Here is a 19,897-nt window from a genome sequence, read left to right as displayed (position 1 = left end):
GTGAGCAGGCGCGCGCTAGCGGCGGCCCGGCACCGTCATCGCCGCGCGCTGTTCAGGTGAGACCAACCTCTCCAGCACCTGCCAGAAACCGGTGACCGCCGCCGGCCCAACCTCGCCGTAAGCCGTCGCCATTGCTGCGCGCAGCGGCTCGAACAATTCAGCCTCCAGCGTCGCGCCCGCCGGCGTCAGGCGCAGGAGCCGCCGCCGCCGATCGTCCCGTCCGACCCGCGTCTCGATCAGCCCGCGTTCCGTCAGTTCGGCGAGCACGCGGCCGAGCGACTGCTTGGTCACGCCGAGCAGCGCGAGCAGGTCGCCCACCGCGAGATCGGGCGATCGCGCGATGAAGTGGAGCGCTCGGTGATGCGCCCGCCCCATCCCCTCGTGCGCGAGCCGCGCGTCGACCGCACGGAACAGGCTGGCATGACCGAAGAAGAGGAACTCGATCCCGCGTCGTACCTCCGCCTCGCGCAGGAACAGGGGTGAAGCGGAAGCGGGCACGCCGGACATGGCGCCGGTTAAGCCGGTGCGGGCCGGCGGGCAAGCAGGGCTTCCGCTGCCCCGCCGCCGAGGCTAGAAGCTGCCCGGCCTTGGGGCGTCGCCAAGTGGTAAGGCAGCGGTTTTTGGTACCGCCATTCGCAGGTTCGAATCCTGCCGCCCCAGCCAGCCTCCTGTAGTATGCTGTTGCCAAACGTCGCAGAAGTGCAGAGATTCCGGCATCTGCGGCAAGCGCGGTGTCGCCGGCTGTTGCGTCATGTCGCATGCGATCGCTGCAGCATGGGGGCACGTCGGGGGCACCAACTCGTATGATTGGGGGCATCGATGCTTACGGACGTGCAAGCTCGCAAGGCGAAGGCAGCAAGCAAGGACTATAAGCTTGCCGACTCGGGCGGCCTCTACCTGTTCGTCACGACGACGGGGTTCCGGTCCTGGCGGCTGAAATATCGTTTTGCAGGCAAGGAAAGGCGTCTAGTTTTCGGGCCTTACCCGGAGATCTCGCTCGCCGAGGCGCGAGAGCAGCGAGACGCAGCGCGACGATGGCTACGAGAGGGTGTCGACCCGGGCGTAGAACACAAGCGGCTTCGCTCCTCAAGTGACGCCGTGGCGGCGCTTACGTTCGAGGCGCAAGCCCGGGCGTGGCATGAGGCTCAAGCGCCGCGGTGGGTCCCTCAGTATGCCGCCCTGATCCTTCGCTCGCTGGAGCGCGACATTTTTCCAGAGTTGGGGTCACTTCCTTTGGGCTCGATTCATCCCCCGCTGATCTTGGCGGCGCTCAGGAAGATCGAAGCGCGCGGCTCGATCGAGAGTGCGAAGCGCATCCGCCAGTTCATCTCGTCGGTGTACGCCTACGCCATCGCAGAGGGTGTCGCGGTAACAGATCCCTCGGCAAGCGTCGGCAGGGCGCTCAGGCCTTTGGTGAAGAAACGGAAGCAGCCGGCAGTCACCCGGATCGACGATGCTCGTCAGCTCATGTCGGACGTGGACCAGTCGTCGGCAGACGTCGGCACTAGGATCGCTTCCCGCCTCTTAGCGCTAACGGCCGTCCGGCCAGGCATCGCACAGGGCGCTCGCTGGAGCGAGTTCGAGGCCATTGACTGGTCACATCCTTCCGAGCCTGCTCCAGCGGCTGTTTGGCGGGTCCCAGCGGGACGCATGAAGCTAGAGCTGGAGCGGAAGCATGATGACGGCTTCGACCAGCTCGTGCCGCTCTCCCGACAGGCGGTGGCTGCCCTCCGCAAGGCGCGCAGCCTCAGCTCGTACAGCCCCTTCGTTTTCCCGGGGCACTGGAGCACCGCCAAACCGATCTCCAACAACACGCTCGGCGTCCTCTACCGGCGCCTGGGCTATACCGGCAAGCACGTCCCACATGGCTGGCGGTCGACCTTCTCGACGATCATGAACGAGCGCGCTCGGCATCATGGGCATCCCGGTGATCGCGCAGTGATCGACCTGATGTTGGCCCACGTGCCGACGGGCCTGTCTAGCTCGGAAGCCGCCTACAACCGTTCCGAGCACATGGAACGGCGGCGCGAGCTGGGCCAGGAGTGGGCCGACCTCCTGGCACCCGGTCAAGACTGACCAGGTGCCCTCCAACCGGTTGGATCAGCGATCCATCGATCGATGTCGCTCTCGTACCACGCGCAGCTGTTGAGCCCGAGGGAGATTTGGCGTGGGAAGCGACCTTCCTTAATCCACTTGTAGATCGTGCCGCGGTGGACGCCGACGCGGTGCAGCACCTCGCCGATCCGGACCAGCCGCTCGTTCGTGCGGGTCCGGCGAGCGGCGCTGGCACGGGCCTGTGCTGCAACATGGATGTTCGCTGCTTCAGCCTGCGGGAGCTCCACGTTGCCAGCGGGCATCAGAGGGACCAACAGTTCAGCGGTCATTGCTGGCCTCCTGGTCCCGGTTGCTTTTCCCTTTGACGCGGGTCTTCCGGGAAGCGACGCGGAACGTAACCGAAACCTTGTTGAAGCGCCGGATCAAAGCATCATCGCGCGAAGCGAGAATGGCGTCCGCAATGCTTATGGCGTTGCCGTACTGTGCCCTAACCGCTTCAAGAGCCTCGACGATCGCTGTCGCCGTCTGCACGCGATCCACGGTCCTTTCGCGGCTACGGCGAGCTCGCCTAGCCACGTCGACTGATGCGTCCTCGGCCGTCTTGGCGGCCCGGATATCCCGCTTCGTGTCTGGAAGGATGCCGGTGTGATTGCCTTCCTGGCGATCCACCGGTGGACGGCGCAAACCGTCGATCTTCATAGGCGCACGCGCGCCATGCTTGTTGCGGACCTCGCGAACCTCGTCACTGCCAATATTTTCAGTGAGAGGGTGCAGCTTCCGGATCTTCGCCACCGTCGGGGGGCTGCAACCGCACACTGCCGCGATCTCGCGATCGCTCCGGCGCCTCCAGACTAGGTCGTTGAACAACGTGTTCACCGCCCGACGCTTCTCGTGCGAGGTCAGCTTCATCCCGTGGTATGCATTGGCGGTGATCGCGAAGATCTTGGCGTCGTGATGATTGCCGCGCCGCACCTCGACGTCGATCGTTTTGTGACCGACACGATCGTGCGCCGCGAGCCGGTAGAACCCATCTGAAAGAATCAGTTCGCCTCGATCATCAAAAACGATCGGCCGTAACAGCTCACTTCCTTCTGCAAGGGCGCGCGCAAGTTTATGGACGTGGCCTCGCATTACGAGCATGCGCGGGTGGATGGAGCGATCGACGACAATGTCGGCGATCGCGACGGTGCGGTGCTCCGGGGCGGCGGCGTGGCCGTCGAGCGGAAGCGGCGGGGGTGCTTTGTGCTTCATCCCAGCGCTTCACAGGGCGGGTTTACACCCTCGGCAAAGACGTCACACAAATCTGAAATGAGCGATGTTGAACTTGATTCTGATGCTGCGGCTAGGGTCGGCAGCGCTGTCCGGGAGGCGCGTCGCCGTCGCCTGCCTGCGATGACTCAGGAGCTGCTAGCCCGAAAGATTGGCGTCAGCCGCGAGACAATCTGTCGCCTTGAGGCCGGCCGGAAGGCGTACCGATCGACGATTGATAAGATCGTGGAGGCCCTGCAACTCGAGCTAAGGGATCTGCTACCGCAGTCTGCTGCGGCCGACAGGTCCGCCTACCCGAATTTGGGAGCATCGCTCCGGAAACTGCGCAGAAATCGGGGTCTCAGCCTCGCGCAGTGCGCGAGTCTTGCAGGTGTTAGTACGAGTGCTTTGTCTCGCTTCGAACGTGGCTCTGTATGCAAGCTGCTTGCATCCGCTGGCACGACGACCGACGCTTACCAGCAACCGTGCAATGCGAAGTACGCGGAGGCTCTTGGCTTTACGCATCTCCGAGAGCTAAACGAACATCTGCTCAAGCAGAAGAAGCTTGCCGGTCCGCTCGACCGGGCGACGGAGCAGGCGATTAGTAAGGAGGCCGCGGAACGCCGGCATAGAGACCGCTCGGCGCTTCGCAAGCGCGTCAAGCTCGCGTTGTCTCGCCAAGCCTCAGAAAATGGGTTCAACAGGAACGAGCCTGGCTAGGTCACGATGTTTCTATGCTCTAGTGGGGTAAAGCGGTCCGCGCACCGTCATGTCAGCGGCATCATACGGCTTCTGGAGAGCGACCACCTCCTCGTAGGAGCCGCGCAGCCAGATGTCGGCGTCCTCGGGTGCCAGGATCGTGATCATCGCCTTGGGGTGGATCGGCCGCACCAGCTCGTTGGGATCGCATGTTACCATCGTGAACCCGCGGCCCTCGCGCGTACGCTGCCAGAAACCAGCGACCGCGAACACCGACTGCTCCGGCACCGCGAACCACATCTCGCCCTTCAGCGCCGGCTTGCCGTCGCCGAGGTCGTGCTTGTCGGGCGTCCACTCACAGAATTCGGTCAGGGGCACGAGGCAACGGTTCTCCGGCCGCTCCGCCAGCCTGCGCCACTGCGGCAGCGCGAGATTGCGCACGTTGGTCATCGGCCACGCCGCCTGGCCGCCGAGCACGTCCCACTCCATCACGTCCCAGGCCCGCTCGCCGGCCTCCTCGCGGATCACGTAGGAGCGGTTGCGGGGTCGCAGCTCGCGCGGGTCGAAGCGGTTGTCACGCGGGCGCTCGTCGAACAGCGCGCTCGTGGCGCCGAAGATGGTCTCAGGCCCGTAGGCATGCGCGCGAGGTTGCACATTGATCGTTCCTCGTTGGGAGCGCGGCCCGCTAGACCTCGCTAGCGAGGCGCCGGCAGGCGGCTACCGGCAGCGTCGCCACGCGTCGACCAGGCGTTGAGGGTCTCGCATCAGGACAACGTTACCCGGTCGACCAATCATCAACCACGGCAATAACATTTGGGAAACATCACGAGCCGAGTCTCTCATGCTTTCCTCCGCTCCGCCAACCCCGCTAGCCGAGCTGAGGGCGATCGTCGCCGCATCCAGCATCGGTAAGCCGTCGGCGGTTCTTCCCTTTGGCGTGGCGGCCGTCGATGACCGACTCGTGGCGCGCAGTCTGGCTCGAGGCGGGCTGCGCGACGGTGCCGCGGCATCCTCGGCCCTCGGTGACGATGCCGCCGCGACGCTGTTCCTGGCCGGCATCGTGGCCCGCCGCGCTCTGGCCGCGGGTGTGCCGGTGCTTTGGGCGTTGAACCGCTTCGATCTCTACGCGCCAGGGCTGGAGCAGGTTGATCTGCCAGCATCGTCGGTGCTCTACGCCGAGGCGCAAGACGACGCGGCGCTGCTCGCCGTCGTCGAGGACGCCATCCGCGATGGCACGCCCGCCGCCGTGATCGGCGAGGTGCGCGCCGCCTCCATGGTCGCGACCCGCACGCTGCAGCTCGTTGCCGGTGAGGCGGGCGTGCCGGTGCTGCTGCTGAGAAGGCAGCCAAGGCCTGCGTCGACTCGCTTTCGGCCATCAACGGCGGCTGCGCGCTGGCGGATCGGCTGCCTGCCGTCCGCACGCCTCCCGGTGGCGGGCGTCGGCCGCTCGCGCTGGCAGGTCGACCTCGTCCGCCAGCGTGGCGGCGAGGCGCAATCCTGGAACCTGGAGGGCTGCGATGCGCATGGTCGTCTCCAGCGCCACCACGCATTACGGGTGGCTTGCGAAGAAGCCGAGCAGCTTGCCGCGCGTGATCTTGCGACTAAATTTGAACTGCCATAGACGATTGACCACTCAGAAGGGAGCCGATCAGGGGAGCTTGCGCAGGCCGAGCCTGAGCGATCCCTCGGGTTTAGTTGGCGCAATCGTGGTGGATGCTCCCACTGGCGGTGGTAGCGGTAACGGAGCGTTTTCACTGGATGGTGGTGATGCTACTAACATCGGCTCGATTGATGCTAGCTACATCATCGCTTATGCTGTCGGGCAAGTGGTGGCTAATAAAGACAAAATTAGCGCGTTCGCGAAAAAGCTGCCTACCTCGCCGCAAAATGGGGATGGGGACGATGCCTGCGCTAAAGACCCGAAACAGTGCATCACCGTCACGGGTCGGCGGCCGAACAATAACGTGCAGGTGCCTCCGGTTCGGATTGCGCCGGTGACCGTCTGCTTCGGAGCCCAGTGCGGAACGTTTCCTGCTACACCGACGCCGCGGCTTAGCCCACCGAAGAAGAAGGACCTACGTGAGGAAATCAATCGATCTCAAGACTTGCTTATTGATCTAACCGGTTGTGTGACAGGGCTGGCAACGGTCGAAGACCTTGCTGGAGGCGTGCTGGCGGGGACATCTTGTGCCGCTGCTATCAAAGACGTGTTCGAATGACGGCTCGTAGCATCCGACCAATAATCTTGGTCGTCCTGGCAATTGCTCAGATCGTGTCTATCGTATTTCTGCACGGAACATCAAAGACGGTTGTTTCAGTTCTAGTTCTGATAGCAATACTCTACAACGCAGTTCTGATAAGACGGCGTCAACGGCGAAGCTGATATAGAATAATACATGCTGGTCCAAGCTCATTGAGAAGAAAAGTCTCTCTTGCGTTGTTCGCGACTTTCCTTGCACTACTAATATTAGTGGCAAGCCAGTTCGGCCAAGGTTGTGCGCGTTTTAGAGGTAGAGGGGTGATACCTTTCCCGCCTGATAAGAGTGCAAACTGCTCGCAATTTACTATCTTCGGCGAGTCAATGTGACCGGACTGCGGTCGTAGGCTGCTACGGATTAAATAATTCCATCGCGTTGTGGTGGTGCGTAGTTTCGGCACTCTCTCGTGCCGTTTGTCTATTTGCCTCCATTTTTGCGCCATCACGCAGTCCGAGCGCTTCGATGAGGCCGGCGTGGCTGTCGGTGTAGAGGGCGGCGCCGGTCCTCGCGCGACCGATCGCGACATAGACCGACCGCGCATCGACGGTGGCGGCGCGGAAGCTCTCCAGGTTGGCCATCACTCGATCTGCCGTCGCTCCCTGGGCGGAGTGGATGGTGCGGACCCATCCATGGCGGGCATGGCGATCGGCGAGGTGGGTCAGGTCGAGCATCTCGCGGCGCCCGCCCTCACGCTCGACGACGACACTGGAGCCGCCCGCGTCCACCGCTACCACCTCGGCGGTGTGCCCGTTGAGGCGTCCGGCGCGGTAGTTGTTGCGGGTGAACTGGAGGCGGTTGCCAGCGCGGACCTCCATCTCGATCTCGGCGAAGGCTTCGGCGTGGGACGCGCCCCAGCGCGCCGGCTGCCGGTCGTGCGGCTTGCCGTTGGGCGGCACGAGCCGCACGGTGCCGTCTCGGCGTCGACCCTGTAGCCGGTGCCGGGCCGGGGCCTTCCCTTCTCCTGCTCGCGGAAGGTCACGACGTCGCCCGGCTGGTAGCTCGTCGCCCGCTTGGCTTCGGCGCGGGTGAGGCCGCGCGGTTCGAGGACGGTGGCGACGAGCGCCTCCTCGCAGAGCGTGCCGTCGCGGACGAGCGCGGCGCGGATGCAGGCGGTGAGCTGGCGGCGGCCTTCGCGGGTCGGATCGAGCACCAGCGTCGCGGCGCGCTCCTTGGCGGTCAGAGCGGCGAAGTCCCGCGCCAGGATGGCCTGGCGGGTCTGGGTGTCGGGTTGCTCGACGATGCGGCCGCCGCCGGCATCGAGCGCGGCGAAGGCCTTCTCCGCGTCGCCTGCGAGCATGTGCTCGACCGCCTCGCGGGTGTGGCGGTTGGTCTGGCGGACGATCTCGTCGAGGACGAGGGTCGCCATGCCATGGTCCTGGAGCTGCCCGAAGGCACGCCCCGCCTCGACCGAGCCAGCTGGGCGACGTCGCCGACCAGGACGAGCCGAGCCCCGGCGTCGGCCGCGCGGGCGAGGAGCGCGTCCATGTCGCGGGTGCCAGCCATGCTGGCCTCGTCGACCATCCAGACCACGCGGCCGTGCTCGACGTCCCCGGCGAGCATCTTGGCGACGGTCATCGGCTCGGCGCCGATCGCGCGGCCGAGCACGTCGGAGGCGGTGGCGGTGGGGGCCAGCGCGCGGACGGCGAGCCCCTGGTCGCGCGCGGGCTCGGCGAGGGTGGCGAGCACGGTGGTGGTCTTGGCGGTGCCGGCGGCCCTGGACGCCGGTGACGCTGGTGGTGGACAGGAGGAGGCCGCGCGTGGCGTCGCGCTGCCCTTGCGTCCAGGCGTGGCCGTGGTCGGCGGCGCGCAGCTCGGCCGCGGCGACGATGCGGGCGGCCTCCAGCCCCGCCTTGATGTCGGCGGAGTTGGCCAAGAAGGCCTCGCGCGGCGCCTGCGGCACGGCATCCAGCTCGAAGGTCGAAACGGGAGCGATAGTGACGGCGTAGCCGAGCCGAATGGCGTCGGCACCGAGCATTTGGTGGTAAACGAAGCCAATCGCCCTGTTCGTGTTTTCTGAAGGGCTCATTGTTGCTTCCCGAAGCAGCAAACGCTTATATACGGCCTTAGAGCCCGTTTCGAATCTCATGCGTAACGAGCCAAGCGTCGGATGAGGAGCATGACCGCGGCGGCGTAGAGGAAGGCCGTGGCGGATCGGATGGTGTGCTCGAAGTCCTTGGCGAGGCGGCGGTTGCGGTTGAGCCAGGCGAAGGTCCGCTCGACGACCCAGCGGCGCGGGTGAACGACGAAGCCGGTCTGGTCGGCGAATTTGCGGACGATCTCGATGCCGATCGAGGTGGCCATCTTGACCCTGGGGCTGTTGTAAGCGCTGTCGGCATAGGCGAGCTTCACGAAGGGGTGTCGTCGGCGGGAGCGCTTGAGCAGCGGCACGGCGCCATCGCGGTCCTGAACGTCGGCCGGGTGCACAAGGAGTTCGAGCGGCCGCCCGTCGGTGTCGACCATGGCGTGGCGCTTGCGGCCCATCACCTTCTTGCCGGCGTCGTAGCCGCGCGGACCGCCTGCTTCGGTCGTCTTCACGCTCTGGCTGTCGATCACCGCTGCCGAAGGGGCCGGCTCTCGGCCGATCCGCACCCGGTCGAGTTGCACCAGATGGTGGTTGAGCCCCTCGAACGCGGCGGTGTCGCGCAGCTCGGCGAACCAGCGGTACACCGTGCGCCACGGCGGAAAGCTGTCGGGCAGCAAGCGCCAAGGGCATCCCGCCCTCAGCACGTAGAAGATCGCGTTCAGCACCTCGCGCCAGCCCCAGCGCCGCTTCCGGCCTCGGCGGCGCGATTTCGGCAGAAACGGCGCGACGATCTCCCACTCCGCGTCCGTCAGGTCACTTCCATAGCGCAGCCCCGCGCGGCTATGCTGCGCACGGGCGGTCGGGTTCCACATGAGCTCTTCCAAGGATGGTATCGCAACCCCTCGGAATCACGCTGAAGCTCGATCGTCCACCGTTACGTAGCCGTTCTGACACAGCCTCTTAGAAAAAGGTGGAGCGTTTGCCTGGCTCCGCCCGGTGACGGCCGTCAACCCGATAGCAGGAATAAGAACATTCTCTCCGATAAATCCCCTGAGGAACTCGCCGACTACGTGATGAAGTGGGATGGCCATCTTAGCCGCTGGTTTGGATCGCGTATGCAGGTTGATGGCAAACGTGTCTTGGTGATCGGCTCACAATACGGTCCTGAGATCCTCTGGGCGCTGCGCAACGGAGCCGAGCATGTTGTGGGTCTGGATCCCGAAGGTTGTGCCCCGGATGCCCTGAGGATCGCATTGCAGCGACTAGGATTGTCTGCACGGTGCGACGCCTTCGAGATGATAGCGGCAACGACGCACGATGTCCGCGAGATCGGCACGTTCGATTACGTGATGTCCAACAACGTATTCGAGCATGTGCGTGGCCTCTCCCACACTCTTGCCTCGCTTCAGCGTTTCCTGCCCGCTCCCGGTGCGCGAATCGTCATTTTTGCGGATCCTCTCTTCCTGTCTTCGCACGGGCACCACCTTCGAGTGGGGCCTTGGCAGCACCTCACCATGACGCAGGATGAGCTGCGAATGATGGTGCCACCGCGCCAGTGGGAGGCTTATCGAGCCGAACTGAACGGGATGACAATTACCAGCTTCCTTGAGGCGGTACGGGAGGCGGGGCTAATTCTACTTGATCTAGGTGTTGTGCCTGATCGTGAGGTTAAGAAATTCACTGAAATCTGGCCGAAGCTCCCTCCAGGCCTGAGGCCAATGGATCTCTGTTTGGAAGGCGTGGTTTGTACGCTGGCCTTTCCGAGTAACCTTGCTGATTGATCAGGAGGGGCCTTTTTGGCCTCATCCTGTTCTTCACCTAAGGGAGTTTGTTGTGGGTTTCGGCGAATTGATTGTTCACGGCTCGTCACCGCCAGTCTGAAGCGGGCGTCCACGAATACGATCGATGCGCGATCACTGTCGCCGTCCCGATCGCCGGGCGTGGACGGCTACTTTAGCGCCCGTCGCGATGTCTCTGACCTCTCGTCGGACCGACGGAGGAGTTCGTAGCCGGTCGCGCCACCGCTCGTCTACGTTTGAACAAGCTCGGCTAGCCGATCTGGTAGTGGTCTTCGCAGAAGGTGTAGGGGCCGCCGCTCTGGAAAGCGACGAGGCTCTGTCCGGCGCCGCTCACCGAAAAGCGGTTCACCTGCGCGATCTTGTGGCGGAAGTGCGGAAGCGCAGTTTGCCCCCGACTTCCCAGTTGGTCGTCGGCGAGCAGGTGGAGCGGCGCGGACAGGTTCGTGGACCCTGACGATTCGCGATCCCGGTCGTGCTCGGTCTGGTTGCTGATGCCGGATAGACGCCGACGCCGAGGAGCAGCACCGACGCGGCGAACGCCGTCGAGTAGACCACGGCGATGCGGTTTGCGGCGCTACGGATCATGCGGCGCCCGCCGTCCGGAAGCGGTAGCCGATGCCACGGACGGTTTCGATGGCGTCCGGAAGTCCGCCGAGGGCGAGCTTCGAGCGGAGCCCGCTGATGTGGGTTTCCACCAAGTTGATCTGGGGGTCGAAGTGGAAGCTCGACGCCGTCTCCAGCAGCATGGCGCGGGTGACGACGGTGTCGCCGTTGCGGATGAGCGTCTCGAGCAGACGGATCTCGCGCGGTTGCAGCGCTACCAGGCGGCGAGCGAAGCGCACCTCGCGGTGCAGCAGGTCCATGTCGAGGCGGCCCAATCGCAGGCGACCGGAGGACGCGTCCGCCCCGTGGCGGCGCGCGACGGCCTTGATCTGGGCGAGGAGTTGTCGAACGAGAACGGCTTGATCAGGTAGTCGTCCGCTTCTGCGGACAGGCCTTCGACGCGGTCCGCGATCTGGCCGAGCGCCGTGAGCATGATGACGGGCGTGGCGAGGCCTGTAACCCGGGCTTCAGTGAGGACCGCGAGCCCGTCGCGATTGGGAAGCAGTCGATCGAGGACCACCACGTCGAAAAACCCGCCCGATCAGTGCGGCGGCCTCGGTCCCGGTGGCAGCGGTCGTCACCTCGTGGCACGCCCCGGCCAGCCTGCGCAGGAGCGAGGAGACCAGCTCGGCGTCGTCCTCGGCGATCAGGATGCGCATGGCGCCGGGTTCGTCCGATCGGTCATCGGCGACATCTTAGCGCGCCGGCTGCGGAACGCCCCTTACAACCTCCCAATGTCGCGTTCGCGATCGGTTGTCCGCGCGGCGGACTGTTTCGGCGATCCAGGCCGACCCGGCACCGATCAGCGGCCGGTGATGTCGGCCTCGGCGATCCCGCGATAGTGGCTGCAGCGGAGATCGGGCCCGCACGATTTCTCGGGCAGCGGCTTGACGGCGGCAGGCGGTCGGGAGCGAGGAGAGGGCGAGCGCGCTGATCGTACGGAGGTGTGCGACCCTCCTCAAGCCGCCGGCTCCGATAAGAGGCGCTGGAGGCAGGGGCGGAAGCTGTTGCGAATTGGATGCCGGCTCGTCTCAGCCGGCCATTGCCCCCGAGTGCTGGCCGCTGACGATGTTCTGGCATGTCGCCGCGCGATAGCATAACATTCACCGCGCGCAGGGTTGCTACAGATCATTAAGAACAAGGTTATCGAACAGGCAGGCTCGGTACTCATAGATCGGCAGGAGCGCGCAGTGAACGATGTTTGGATCGTAGCCGTGGTAGAGAACTAGTTCCATTGCCTTCGCGAACAGCAGAGTGAGACGCTGCTCCGGTTCTGCCATTCGAAAGTCGGCGTTCGGGCTGCCCCAGCTCATGAAGTATCGCTTGTCGATCTCCTGACCTACCTCGATCACTCTGATCTCCGGCTTCAGGGTTCGGTCGACGCCCCACCGAAGCCAAGCACTCTCCAGTGCTATGCCCTTAAGCATCAGGCCTGCTCCTTACGATCCTGGCTCTTCCTCGCTTACCTAACTGGTGACGAAATGGCAGTTACATCACGAGCAGTTAGAGGTCGCACACTGAGGAATGCGCTTAAAGCACGCTCGCATCGCCTGTGAGGCATCGTTCAGGGCGTTCCCTGTTTCGATCGTGAACGCTTTCATGTAGATGTCGTTCGCTCGCGTGTAGATCGCTCGGCATTCCTCCTGGGCATGGACAAAATTGGCAGCTTCTGCCGCTTCGGCAGCTTTCTCTCGTGCTTCCTCAGCACTATTTTCCCGCTCTTCGACAGGACACCGGGCTTTGAACGTGGCTTGGCGTGCGCCCCAATCGACGGCAGATGTGTAGCCGCCACCGGTCCGGTTTGCTTTGACGCCGTCCAGCCAACGTTGTTCGCTATCTCGCAGCTTTGGGCAAGCGATGCCTGCAAAGAACAGTGCCTTCGAATATTCGCCATAGTCGGCAACCAAGAAGCTTTCCGCTTTTTCCGTTTGCTGTTCCCATGTCAGCGTTGCGCCGATAGATCCTGGATTGATCGACGCCGGAAACTGATCCCAGGCGAGGTTGCCATTCAGTGTCGCGGTGCGCCGGGCCAACCAAGCCGACAGGACCAGTCCGTCGGGATCTGGGTTCCAGAGCAGCGTACGAGAGTTGTAGGAGCGATCCGTGCCAAGGCGGTTGATCAGGTCGGCTACCCGCTGAGTTTCGCTAGGTTCGGGCGTCCGTTCGGACTTGAGGCCGCAAGCCGACAGCAACATGCTTACAGCGAGCAACGGCACGATCCTCGGCATGACACGGGCGCGCTCGGCGCGATGCAATCGATTGCGGGATGTAAGCCGGCCAGATGAAACCGGCCACTGGGCGGCTTCTGGTCGGGGAATGAAGCCGTTGGTGGCGCAGGTCTCCGATGCCCGGCGTTGTGATCGGCAGACGAATGGAGGCGATGGTGTTCGCATGTCAGGCCGTCCGCCAGACGATGGGGTTCCAGCGGTTCTTCTTGCAGACTACCTTGAGGTAATAGAGCGGCACGCACGTGCTCGCGATCAGCCCACCGAAGCCAGCGCCGAGCGGCTGAAGGGCGTCGTCTGAGGCGCCGAGCAGCGCGAGCAGAACCACGACGGCGATCAAGCCGGCGGTGACCGTCAGGGCAGCGCGCCACAGACCCAGGTAGAGGAGATAGAATGGGCCGAACACCAAGCCCCAGAAGCTGGATCTCACCCGGATTTTGTTCCACAACGAAAGTGCGCGGAAGGCCGCTTGGTAGCTGGGCGTACCCGGCAGCCCATGAGTATCGAGGAAGTCGAACCGAAAGCGCCATGTCGCAGAAAGGCTGAGAGTCTCGGCGGCTTTGGCCGATGTCGAAACTTCAGCGCGTGGCGTTGTCGAAGCGCGATTGGCGGTAACCTTGTGCTCTAACACAGTCGTCTTGGCGATCGCGAACTCCTCGTCGGTGAGAGCGCCAGCCTCCTTGAGCCGCGCGAGCTGCTCGAGCCGGTTTAAACTCGCCTGATCCATCGTTCCATCTCCCTGAGGTGGTAAAGGGCGGCGCCGACGCCATCGCCGTGCCGCGTACGCTCCCGGTTAGCTTGCGAGTTTGGCCAGGAGCGCAGCCTTCTGTTGATCGAACTCGGCTTGGCTGAGCACGCCCTGCTCGCGCAGTCGCGACAGGCGCTCGATCATCGCAAGCGGATCATTGTCGGACGCGGGTGGTGCTAACGGCGGTTCCATGGCCGACCTGCCCGCGCTTGCCTCCGCATCGGGCGTGCTCTCGCTCGGCGGGGGACCGTAGGCGTTGGCGGCCGCGTCTCCCGGCTGGCAAAGCTGATAGAGCACGTAGCCGGCGACGCCGACCGTCAGCAGGAGATCGATGCCGTTGACGAGGGCGAAGGGCAAGTCGACGATCGACCCGCGCGTGAAGTTGCGGAAGTGGTCGACGGTGAACCAGATGGCGTTGAGCAGCCACTGGGCACCGATGATCCAACCGGACAGATCGCGGTCGTGGAGCCGGCGGAACGCGACTGCGTAAGAGGGCAAGGCGCCGACCATCAGCACCAGTAGGGTGAGCGTGGGAGTGCCCGATGCCTGGTAAGCGTAGGTACCCGACTCTACGACCGCGACGACGGTTAGGGTAGCGGCGTAGGCGGCTATGAACTGCCAGAACTCGGCACGACCGCTGCGGCCGCTGAACTGGGCAAAGCGCTTCAACGCGGTGAGCACGAGCATAGGATCCATCTTCCTCTTTAGGTGCTGTGGACGGCTAATTTGCGTTGGCGATCGTGCTGGATCGCTTCTGACAGAGAGCCTCCGGGTCGTAAATGCCGTGGCCCTCAAAACGCCTAGGCTCAACCACGTCTTCCGTGGTTCGCATCTCGGGCAAAGCTGATTCTGAAGGCGTCTTGATCCGGGTCGGCGTCGCTATTCGTGAACGTCGCCAGCAGCTGGGTATGTCTCAGGAGGCGCTTGCGGATGCTGCTAGGCTCGATCGATCTCACATGGGTAAGGTTGAGCGAGGTGAGCGCAATGTCACGGTGCTAAACCTAGTTCGAATCGCGGTTGCGCTCCGAAGTTCGCTTTCGGACCTGATCCAATCGTCGGATCTCTAAGTCTCGCGGGCTGCTACCGTGCCCGTTAGAGACCGGAAGCTCAGCGCGATCACGCCCGCCGGCGAAATCTGATGCCGCCGAAGCGGGTGGTCGGTCGCCGAGCCGATCGAGCGGATCAGCACCCACCGGTAGCTTGCGCTATCGAAGAGCCTGAGGCGGTCACCGTTGAAGCCGACGACGACCGTCCAATGATGATAGCAGCCGCCAAGCGTGATCAGGACGGGGTTGCCCTCGCGTATGCTGCGGCGCACGCGCCGCACCATGTCGCGGACCTCGAGCCTGGCCTCGCCCGCAAAGATCCAGGTGGCGGTGACGCTGCCGGCGACGAGGCGGTCCGCCTCGGCAAGCACAGCCTCGCAGACCCGGCGCCATGTCGCGTCCGTCATGCCTTCATGGAGTGCGTAGCGGAGGCGACGGTGCCGACCGAGCGTGACGATCCCGGCTTCGAACAGGCGCTTGGACTGGGGATGCCGTAGCCGCTGCCCGGGGTGGATGGCGAGACGGACGGCGTTGATGATGGCATAGAGGCCGCAGAGCCCGTCGAGATCGCCCTGGCGCAGGGGGATCAGCTCTTTGGCGGCAAGTGCCAGCCTGGTGCGCGGGTTCACGCGTCAATACTCCGACGCGAGCATGATGGTCAGCACGCGTGCGGTGACAGCGGGGTCGGCGGCGTCGGGCGAGCCATATTCCAGCTGCTTGTCGTAGCAGTCGATCTTCCAGAAGATGCGCTGCCCTGCGACCTCGACGGCGCCGAAGTCGTGCTCGTCGTGGGAATCGTTGTCGGGGTTGAAGTCGGCAAAGCAGGAGACTTGTCTCAGCGCCCTTGCTAGGTGGTCGGTCGCGAGCGCCTGCACGCCGGACGTGACCATGATGCGGCCGCCGACAAACAGGCGGCGCAGCTCGTCGTTGAGGTGGCGGATGCGGGCTTTGCGCTCGTCGAGCCTCTCGGCACCAGCGCGGTTGCAGGCATAGCTTTCCTGATCGCTGCGGGACATGCGGCAGCATCCTTTCCAATGATGGAGTGGGTAGAAGGGTAGGGGACTAGAGCCGCGCGATGAGCTTGCGCTGCGCCTCGCGATTGCCCTGGATGTAGCGCTCGGTTGTGGTGAGCGCGCGGTGCCCGGCGAGCTCTTGCACGTCGCGCAGCGAGCCGCCCGTGCCGGCGAGCACGCGTGCCGCCGCAGTGATGAAGGTCCGACGACCGGAGTGCGATGAGCAACCGGTAAGCTCGAGCTCGCGGTAGAGCCGACCGAACCAGTTGACGATGCTCCGCGCCGTCATAGCCCGGTCGCGCTCCGACCGGATCACCGGACCGTCGCGGGGCCGGCCGGCGGCGCGGTGCAGCCGCCCCAGCGCGGTCGCCAGCTGCTTGTGCATGGGGATGTCGCGGGCGGACCCCATCTTGGCGATGTAGCGGGCGACGCGCAGATGCGAGCCTACGCGGTTGTCGCTGGCCAGCACCATCGACCAGTCGAGACCGGCGATCTCGCAGGCACGCAGGCCCGCCTTGAAGCTGAGCAGAATGATGACGCGGTTACGGGCAGGGTGGCGCTGGTCGCAGACGTGCTCGAGCAGGCGGCGCACGTCTTCGCTCTCCAACGCCTTGGCAGGCTGTCGGGGCATGACGGTCTCGATGAGCTATGTGGGTGGGCGCTGGCCAGCTGTGTGGCAGCATCATTACGCTACCAGAACGATATAGCTATGTCAAGTTATATCTTAAAGTAGCCGCTTTGCTGCCCATGCGGATGGCAACTTAACGGCTGCTCTCGAGGCTAAGCTGGTGGATTTCGGCCTGACCGCTTCGGAGGAGCCAAACAACCATATCTGCCATTCATTCAGCAACTTGACGGGTCCACTTCGCATCCACGAGCGAAGATCATCCAATCGATTGATGCTCTGTTCGAGCGAGAGGTCATCAACCCACGCTCGCACGATCCCCATCCGGTGTGAGCGCTCGCAGGTCGATGACGACGCGGGTTCAACGCGTTTGGCCATCTGCTGCCGATCGCCAGGCCGGTCAGGCGGCGGCGACGCTTGGGTAGTGATCGACCAGGCGCGTATCGTAGCTGTCGCCCACGCGCCGAGTGAACAGGCATGTACCCCCCGGGACCTGGTTCGTCGAATATACCGCCCGTGCAACTGCGGCATACACCCGGACCGCCGAGGTGTCAGGATGGCCATACGCGTTGTCGACGCCGGCGCTGATTAGAACCGTGTCGGGATCGACCCGCACGGTCGTTGCCGCGTTGCATCCGCTCGTCGCCCCGTGGTGCGGCGCGGACATGACGGGAGCCGACAGCAGGTCGCCGAAGCGGGCGTTAATGCGGTCCCATGCTCCCGTCTCGGTGTCGCCCGTGACGAGGTAGCCAAAGCCGGTAGCGTCCATTCCGGTGATCTTCATGACGATGCTGCAGTTGTTGGAGCAGTCCATGTCGTCGATGTGGGGAGCGAAGAACTCGAACGTGAAGAGGTCGGCCAGGCCCGTCAGGAAGCGCCCGCCGCTTTTGTCGATGCGCACGGAGTGGCGTGTCAGCGGTCGCGCGGTACCGGCGCGGCGCTTAACGTGACGCTCGATGATGGCGAAGACCTCCTCAGCCGTCGCGGTGTCCTTGTAGTAAGTCGGATACATCACCCAGTCGGGGGAGTAGCGGGTCAGGATCAACTCGACGCCGACGGGACACGCGTGGTCCTTGTCTAGACCGGTCAAGACTAGTCCGCGAGTGTGGCGGCCCGTGAGGAACACGTCGAGGCTCTCCTCCACCTGCGGTGGAGTGACGTCGTCGGACGCCGGCATGTGCGCGTCGACGATGATGGCCTCGTTACCCGCTCGGACTGCGGCAAGGTCGCCCTGCCCCGCATACAGCGTGAAAACCTCCATTGCGTCTTCCTATCTTACGGTTTTGCGGAGCTGCTCGAACAGCGCGCGGTTGAGGGTCCGTTCGGTGTCGGCGAGCGCCTGTCGGGCGGAATTGTGCTGCGGCTTGGCGATCGCGTGGCCCGCGGCGTGCAGCGGCTCGGGCGGATTGCGGAGCATCACGGTGTAGGCGGGCTCCCTCCCGGTCTGGTCCTCAAGCACCAGCAGATCCTGCTCGGAGCCGTCCACGAGCTCCAACTTGCCCCGCCAGTAGAATCCGAGCTGCTGCGACGTGTAGGACCGGAAGCTCTTATAGAGCTCCCCTAGGGTGTCGCGGTCGGCGACCCGTCCGGGCCACTCCTCGCGCGGCCCGGAGTCGCCCGTGGCTGGTCCCGCAGGGGCGGCCGCGACGGGCCAGAGCATGGCCGTATCGGTGAACTTTACGTCGCTCGCCGGGACCTCGACGAAATCGCCGCCGCCGCGGTGGAAGACGTAGTGCCTAAACTCGTATCGATCGATCCCCTTTGCGCCGGGGTTCTTGCCGGTCACCAGGAGCGCGTAGAAGAACGACGTGTTGTGGTTTTCGTGGTTGACCGTCCGCGTGTAGGTCTCGATGTCTCCGCCGCTGAGGTGGGGCAAGCCGTTGACGTGGTGGGTGTGCCAGCTACCGAGGTGCTCGATCTCCGGATGGGCCTGCTCGACGCGCCTGAAAACGCGCTCCTGGTAGGATCCGTCCTGGAAGAGGCTGACGCGCGAGCGGCGGGCGCGGGGACCGGGCTCGATGATCCCGGCCACAGTGATCGTCAGCACGCCCTTCGCCTCGCGATAGGTGCCGATGATGCGGCCGCCGGTCTCGTCGTCCGGGAAGGCGTCGCATTCGTCGAACACCGTCATCATCGCCTCGCGCGGCATGACGATGCGGATCGCCGCCTGCGGGGCGATCTTCACTCGTGACTTGCGGGACCACATATCAGGCATCCTTCCTGTGGCTTGAGCGCGATCTTCTGAAGCTCGAAGTGCTTTGAGAAGGGCGGGATCGGACGATTGCCCCACACAAAGTAGTTGTGTTCGAGCGGCGGGAGGAACTTCGGCCGTTCCGGCAACCCGCGGGCTATCGTGTCCAGTACCAGCCGCGTGTGGAAGCAGGTGATGAACGCGATGTCGATGTTTAGCCCGGGAGAGTCCTTGATCTCGGCGATCTCCATGCCATACATCTTCTCGCGCACGTCCTCGTCGACCAGGTCGATTTCGCGGATGCCCTGCCGGAGCGTCGTTCGCTCGAGCACTCCTTCCAGGCAGGCGAGACAGCCGGTAACGCCTGGATTGTAGGCGAAGACCTCCCCGCCTATCCCGCGGGTAAAGACCCGGCCGGTCACGAATGGCGTCTCCAGCTCCACGCACTTCTGGTTCACCAGATATCGGGTCTGGTCGTTGTCGGTGGCCAGCACTACGACACTGCTGGCGGCAATCTGATCGTCGAGGTCGGGCGCGCTCATTAGGTCGACGTCGAGCTCGGTGATCGCCGCCGCCGGGTTCCTGTCCAGGATCAAGTCGGCTACCGCGCCGACTTTGCGCTGGCCGAGGTAGCGCCGCCCGCAGGCGTGGCGGATCACGTTTTCGATCTCCAGCTCGTCGTTGTCGAGGAGCGTGAAGTCCCGGATGCCGGACATGGCGAGCTGAAGGGCAACCTGGCTGCCGCCCGAGCCGCAGCCAGCGACGAGCACCCGCGCGTCCTTGAGCAGGCCGACGTCGAATAGTCCGGCGAGGCGGGCGAAGGCTGGATCGTCGCTCATGGTCTGTCTCCGAATTTTGGCCACGCCCCCGCCCGCTGCCATGCCGCGTAGTGCTGGAGCCACTGGCGGGTGAGCCGGAGCGTAGACAGCGTAGTGTTCCGACCGGGGTTCCACCCGCTCATCACACCGTAGAGGCAAAGCGCCCCGTCGTCCCAGCGGTGGGGCACGGCGACGTCGCCGGTGTTGCCGAGCTCTGCGTAAACTCGCGGCGGCGTACTGGGATAGCCGTGCGGCAGCACGATGCTGACCTCGACGGCGTCGTCGCCCGGCATGTCGCAGGTGAACCGCAGCGCCAGTTCGCGCTGGTCCGTGATCGCGACGCGCGCCGTCTCGCCGTTCTTCTGCAGCTCGTCGATCTCGTCGGCGATCCGGGTTGGCGACACGTCGGGAAAAAATACCGAGAGTGGGACTAGGCAGGCCTTCCGGCGACCACCCTTCTCGATAATGAACGCCTCGCCGTCGTCGGCCACGCGGTCGAAGATCTCGCCGGGCTTGCTGCGTAGTTCCGTCATGGACAGGAGGCGA

25 protein-coding genes, 1 tRNA gene and 2 pseudogenes are annotated in these 19,897 nt (G+C 64.4%); 7 read left to right on the top strand and 21 right to left on the bottom strand.

Annotated elements, in window-relative coordinates:
• Positions 1-15: 15 nt before the first annotated feature.
• Positions 16-507 (bottom strand): MarR family winged helix-turn-helix transcriptional regulator, encoded by a 492-nt coding sequence (locus ACOFKX_RS10455; RefSeq protein WP_419826918.1) that lies wholly within the window; start codon positions 505-507, stop codon positions 16-18.
• Positions 508-588: 81 nt separating this feature from the next.
• Between ACOFKX_RS10455 and ACOFKX_RS10450 the strand changes: the two genes are divergently transcribed.
• Both ACOFKX_RS10450 and ACOFKX_RS10445 read left to right on the top strand, forming a co-directional pair.
• Positions 589-663 (top strand) — tRNA-Gln (locus ACOFKX_RS10450).
• Between the two features lie 156 nt (positions 664-819).
• On the top strand, positions 820-2,076 hold the full coding sequence (locus ACOFKX_RS10445) for a tyrosine-type recombinase/integrase (protein WP_419826917.1): 1,257 nt from the start codon (positions 820-822) through the stop codon (positions 2,074-2,076).
• Here ACOFKX_RS10445 and ACOFKX_RS10440 read toward each other — a convergent pair.
• Complete coding sequence (locus ACOFKX_RS10440) at positions 2,067-2,384, bottom strand: helix-turn-helix transcriptional regulator (RefSeq protein WP_419826916.1); 318 nt, start codon at positions 2,382-2,384, stop codon at positions 2,067-2,069. The genes ACOFKX_RS10445 and ACOFKX_RS10440 overlap by 10 nt on opposite strands.
• Positions 2,374-3,306, bottom strand: coding sequence for a hypothetical protein (locus ACOFKX_RS10435; RefSeq protein ID WP_419826915.1), 933 nt, complete (start codon positions 3,304-3,306; stop codon positions 2,374-2,376). The genes ACOFKX_RS10440 and ACOFKX_RS10435 overlap by 11 nt, the downstream gene beginning before the upstream one ends.
• Before the next feature lie 57 nt (positions 3,307-3,363).
• On the opposite strand from ACOFKX_RS10435, the gene ACOFKX_RS10430 reads away from it, so the two are divergent.
• Positions 3,364-4,023 (top strand): helix-turn-helix domain-containing protein, encoded by a 660-nt coding sequence (locus ACOFKX_RS10430; protein WP_419826914.1) that lies wholly within the window; start codon positions 3,364-3,366, stop codon positions 4,021-4,023.
• A gap of 12 nt (positions 4,024-4,035) precedes the next feature.
• Here the strand turns inward: ACOFKX_RS10430 and ACOFKX_RS10425 are convergent.
• A pseudogene (locus ACOFKX_RS10425) lies at positions 4,036-4,658 on the bottom strand (SOS response-associated peptidase family protein).
• A 305-nt stretch (positions 4,659-4,963) separates the two neighbouring features.
• Between ACOFKX_RS10425 and ACOFKX_RS10420 the strand changes: the two are divergent.
• Both ACOFKX_RS10420 and ACOFKX_RS10415 read left to right on the top strand, forming a co-directional pair.
• The gene (locus tag ACOFKX_RS10420) at positions 4,964-5,623 is read left to right on the top strand and encodes an ImuA family protein (RefSeq protein WP_419826913.1); all 660 of its coding nucleotides are present in this window, start codon (positions 4,964-4,966) and stop codon (positions 5,621-5,623) included.
• A gap of 85 nt (positions 5,624-5,708) precedes the next feature.
• On the top strand, positions 5,709-6,221 hold the full coding sequence (locus tag ACOFKX_RS10415) for a hypothetical protein (protein WP_419826912.1): 513 nt from the start codon (positions 5,709-5,711) through the stop codon (positions 6,219-6,221).
• A gap of 389 nt (positions 6,222-6,610) precedes the next feature.
• Here ACOFKX_RS10415 and ACOFKX_RS10410 read toward each other — a convergent pair whose 3' ends face one another.
• The 3 genes and pseudogenes from ACOFKX_RS10410 to ACOFKX_RS10400 all read right to left on the bottom strand — a co-directional run bounded on the left by ACOFKX_RS10410 (position 6,611) and on the right by ACOFKX_RS10400 (position 9,155).
• Positions 6,611-6,985 carry a hypothetical protein gene (locus tag ACOFKX_RS10410; protein WP_419826911.1) on the bottom strand — a complete coding sequence of 125 codons (375 nt, stop codon included), beginning with the start codon at positions 6,983-6,985 and terminating at the stop codon, positions 6,611-6,613.
• Positions 6,986-6,987: 2 nt separating this feature from the next.
• Positions 6,988-8,165, bottom strand: a pseudogene (locus tag ACOFKX_RS10405) (AAA family ATPase).
• 177 nt (positions 8,166-8,342) lie between these two features.
• Positions 8,343-9,155 (bottom strand): IS5 family transposase, encoded by an 813-nt coding sequence (locus ACOFKX_RS10400; RefSeq protein WP_419826910.1) that lies wholly within the window; start codon positions 9,153-9,155, stop codon positions 8,343-8,345.
• Between the two features lie 201 nt (positions 9,156-9,356).
• Between ACOFKX_RS10400 and ACOFKX_RS10395 the strand changes: the two genes are divergently transcribed.
• Positions 9,357-10,064, top strand: coding sequence for a class I SAM-dependent methyltransferase (locus tag ACOFKX_RS10395; protein WP_419826909.1), 708 nt, complete (start codon positions 9,357-9,359; stop codon positions 10,062-10,064).
• A 363-nt stretch (positions 10,065-10,427) separates the two neighbouring features.
• Here ACOFKX_RS10395 and ACOFKX_RS10390 read toward each other — a convergent pair whose 3' ends face one another.
• From ACOFKX_RS10390 to ACOFKX_RS10360, 7 genes are all read right to left on the bottom strand, one after another.
• The gene (locus ACOFKX_RS10390; RefSeq protein ID WP_419826908.1) at positions 10,428-10,667 is read right to left on the bottom strand and encodes a hypothetical protein; all 240 of its coding nucleotides are present in this window, start codon (positions 10,665-10,667) and stop codon (positions 10,428-10,430) included.
• The gene (locus tag ACOFKX_RS10385; protein WP_419826907.1) at positions 10,664-10,945 is read right to left on the bottom strand and encodes a winged helix-turn-helix domain-containing protein; all 282 of its coding nucleotides are present in this window, start codon (positions 10,943-10,945) and stop codon (positions 10,664-10,666) included. The genes ACOFKX_RS10390 and ACOFKX_RS10385 overlap by 4 nt, the downstream gene beginning before the upstream one ends.
• On the bottom strand, positions 10,900-11,205 hold the full coding sequence (locus tag ACOFKX_RS10380) for a response regulator (protein WP_419827405.1): 306 nt from the start codon (positions 11,203-11,205) through the stop codon (positions 10,900-10,902). Before ACOFKX_RS10380 ends, ACOFKX_RS10385 begins: the two co-directional genes overlap by 46 nt.
• 601 nt (positions 11,206-11,806) lie before the next feature.
• A complete protein-coding gene (locus ACOFKX_RS10375; protein WP_419826906.1) occupies positions 11,807-12,112 on the bottom strand; it encodes a hypothetical protein in 306 nt (101 codons plus the stop codon).
• Between the two features lie 66 nt (positions 12,113-12,178).
• Positions 12,179-12,913: a hypothetical protein gene (locus ACOFKX_RS10370; RefSeq protein WP_419826905.1), complete on the bottom strand. Its 735-nt coding sequence runs from the start codon at positions 12,911-12,913 to the stop codon at positions 12,179-12,181.
• A gap of 166 nt (positions 12,914-13,079) precedes the next feature.
• Complete coding sequence (locus ACOFKX_RS10365; RefSeq protein ID WP_419826904.1) at positions 13,080-13,637, bottom strand: DUF2628 domain-containing protein; 558 nt, start codon at positions 13,635-13,637, stop codon at positions 13,080-13,082.
• Between the two features lie 66 nt (positions 13,638-13,703).
• Positions 13,704-14,354 carry a DUF805 domain-containing protein gene (locus tag ACOFKX_RS10360; protein ID WP_419826903.1) on the bottom strand — a complete coding sequence of 217 codons (651 nt, stop codon included), beginning with the start codon at positions 14,352-14,354 and terminating at the stop codon, positions 13,704-13,706.
• An 83-nt stretch (positions 14,355-14,437) separates the two neighbouring features.
• Between ACOFKX_RS10360 and ACOFKX_RS10355 the strand changes: the two genes are divergently transcribed.
• Entirely contained in the window at positions 14,438-14,725 is a 288-nt protein-coding gene (locus ACOFKX_RS10355) for a helix-turn-helix domain-containing protein (protein WP_419826902.1), read from the top strand.
• Here the strand turns inward: ACOFKX_RS10355 and ACOFKX_RS10350 are convergent.
• The 7 genes from ACOFKX_RS10350 to ACOFKX_RS10320 form a co-directional block, all read right to left on the bottom strand.
• Positions 14,722-15,333 carry a hypothetical protein gene (locus ACOFKX_RS10350; protein WP_419826901.1) on the bottom strand — a complete coding sequence of 204 codons (612 nt, stop codon included), beginning with the start codon at positions 15,331-15,333 and terminating at the stop codon, positions 14,722-14,724. The genes ACOFKX_RS10355 and ACOFKX_RS10350 overlap by 4 nt on opposite strands.
• A 3-nt stretch (positions 15,334-15,336) precedes the next feature.
• The gene (locus tag ACOFKX_RS10345; RefSeq protein ID WP_419826900.1) at positions 15,337-15,720 is read right to left on the bottom strand and encodes a DUF3768 domain-containing protein; all 384 of its coding nucleotides are present in this window, start codon (positions 15,718-15,720) and stop codon (positions 15,337-15,339) included.
• Positions 15,721-15,766: 46 nt separating this feature from the next.
• Positions 15,767-16,348 carry a tyrosine-type recombinase/integrase gene (locus ACOFKX_RS10340; RefSeq protein ID WP_419826899.1) on the bottom strand — a complete coding sequence of 194 codons (582 nt, stop codon included), beginning with the start codon at positions 16,346-16,348 and terminating at the stop codon, positions 15,767-15,769.
• Positions 16,349-16,742: 394 nt separating this feature from the next.
• A complete protein-coding gene (locus tag ACOFKX_RS10335; RefSeq protein WP_419826898.1) occupies positions 16,743-17,603 on the bottom strand; it encodes a ComEC/Rec2 family competence protein in 861 nt (286 codons plus the stop codon).
• 9 nt (positions 17,604-17,612) lie between these two features.
• Complete coding sequence (locus tag ACOFKX_RS10330) at positions 17,613-18,491, bottom strand: hypothetical protein (RefSeq protein ID WP_419826897.1); 879 nt, start codon at positions 18,489-18,491, stop codon at positions 17,613-17,615.
• A 32-nt stretch (positions 18,492-18,523) separates the two neighbouring features.
• A complete protein-coding gene (locus ACOFKX_RS10325) occupies positions 18,524-19,372 on the bottom strand; it encodes a ThiF family adenylyltransferase (RefSeq protein ID WP_419826896.1) in 849 nt (282 codons plus the stop codon).
• Positions 19,369-19,884, bottom strand: coding sequence for a hypothetical protein (locus tag ACOFKX_RS10320; RefSeq protein WP_419826895.1), 516 nt, complete (start codon positions 19,882-19,884; stop codon positions 19,369-19,371). The genes ACOFKX_RS10325 and ACOFKX_RS10320 overlap by 4 nt, the downstream gene beginning before the upstream one ends.
• Positions 19,885-19,897: the final 13 nt, after the last annotated feature.

The sequence above is a fragment of the Sphingomonas sp. genome (genome assembly GCF_965200105.1).
Lineage (GTDB): Bacteria > Pseudomonadota > Alphaproteobacteria > Sphingomonadales > Sphingomonadaceae > Solisphingomonas.
Note: the sequence above shows the minus strand (reverse complement) of the source record. Positions and strands in the feature narration are given on the sequence as shown.

What these genes read in the sequence shown, in the direction of transcription:
- ACOFKX_RS10360 (WP_419826903.1), bottom strand. Translation starts at nt 14,354, where the DNA reads ATGGATCCTATGCTCGTGCTCACCGCGTTGAAGCGCTTTGCCCAGTTC.
- ACOFKX_RS10330 (WP_419826897.1), bottom strand. Translation starts at nt 18,491, where the DNA reads ATGCCGCGCGAGGCGATGATGACGGTGTTCGACGAATGCGACGCCTTC.
- ACOFKX_RS10355 (WP_419826902.1), top strand. Translation starts at nt 14,438, where the DNA reads ATGCCGTGGCCCTCAAAACGCCTAGGCTCAACCACGTCTTCCGTGGTT.
- ACOFKX_RS10345 (WP_419826900.1), bottom strand. Translation starts at nt 15,720, where the DNA reads ATGTCCCGCAGCGATCAGGAAAGCTATGCCTGCAACCGCGCTGGTGCC.
- ACOFKX_RS10375 (WP_419826906.1), bottom strand. Translation starts at nt 12,112, where the DNA reads ATGCTTAAGGGCATAGCACTGGAGAGTGCTTGGCTTCGGTGGGGCGTC.
- ACOFKX_RS10430 (WP_419826914.1), top strand. Translation starts at nt 3,364, where the DNA reads ATGAGCGATGTTGAACTTGATTCTGATGCTGCGGCTAGGGTCGGCAGC.
- ACOFKX_RS10365 (WP_419826904.1), bottom strand. Translation starts at nt 13,637, where the DNA reads ATGGATCAGGCGAGTTTAAACCGGCTCGAGCAGCTCGCGCGGCTCAAG.
- ACOFKX_RS10435 (WP_419826915.1), bottom strand. Translation starts at nt 3,306, where the DNA reads ATGAAGCACAAAGCACCCCCGCCGCTTCCGCTCGACGGCCACGCCGCC.
- ACOFKX_RS10390 (WP_419826908.1), bottom strand. Translation starts at nt 10,667, where the DNA reads ATGATCCGTAGCGCCGCAAACCGCATCGCCGTGGTCTACTCGACGGCG.
- ACOFKX_RS10455 (WP_419826918.1), bottom strand. Translation starts at nt 507, where the DNA reads ATGTCCGGCGTGCCCGCTTCCGCTTCACCCCTGTTCCTGCGCGAGGCG.
- ACOFKX_RS10400 (WP_419826910.1), bottom strand. Translation starts at nt 9,155, where the DNA reads ATGTGGAACCCGACCGCCCGTGCGCAGCATAGCCGCGCGGGGCTGCGC.
- ACOFKX_RS10340 (WP_419826899.1), bottom strand. Translation starts at nt 16,348, where the DNA reads ATGCCCCGACAGCCTGCCAAGGCGTTGGAGAGCGAAGACGTGCGCCGC.
- ACOFKX_RS10440 (WP_419826916.1), bottom strand. Translation starts at nt 2,384, where the DNA reads ATGACCGCTGAACTGTTGGTCCCTCTGATGCCCGCTGGCAACGTGGAG.
- ACOFKX_RS10395 (WP_419826909.1), top strand. Translation starts at nt 9,357, where the DNA reads ATGAAGTGGGATGGCCATCTTAGCCGCTGGTTTGGATCGCGTATGCAG.
- ACOFKX_RS10445 (WP_419826917.1), top strand. Translation starts at nt 820, where the DNA reads ATGCTTACGGACGTGCAAGCTCGCAAGGCGAAGGCAGCAAGCAAGGAC.
- ACOFKX_RS10335 (WP_419826898.1), bottom strand. Translation starts at nt 17,603, where the DNA reads ATGGAGGTTTTCACGCTGTATGCGGGGCAGGGCGACCTTGCCGCAGTC.
- ACOFKX_RS10370 (WP_419826905.1), bottom strand. Translation starts at nt 12,913, where the DNA reads ATGCCGAGGATCGTGCCGTTGCTCGCTGTAAGCATGTTGCTGTCGGCT.
- ACOFKX_RS10385 (WP_419826907.1), bottom strand. Translation starts at nt 10,945, where the DNA reads ATGGACCTGCTGCACCGCGAGGTGCGCTTCGCTCGCCGCCTGGTAGCG.
- ACOFKX_RS10325 (WP_419826896.1), bottom strand. Translation starts at nt 19,372, where the DNA reads ATGAGCGACGATCCAGCCTTCGCCCGCCTCGCCGGACTATTCGACGTC.
- ACOFKX_RS10320 (WP_419826895.1), bottom strand. Translation starts at nt 19,884, where the DNA reads ATGACGGAACTACGCAGCAAGCCCGGCGAGATCTTCGACCGCGTGGCC.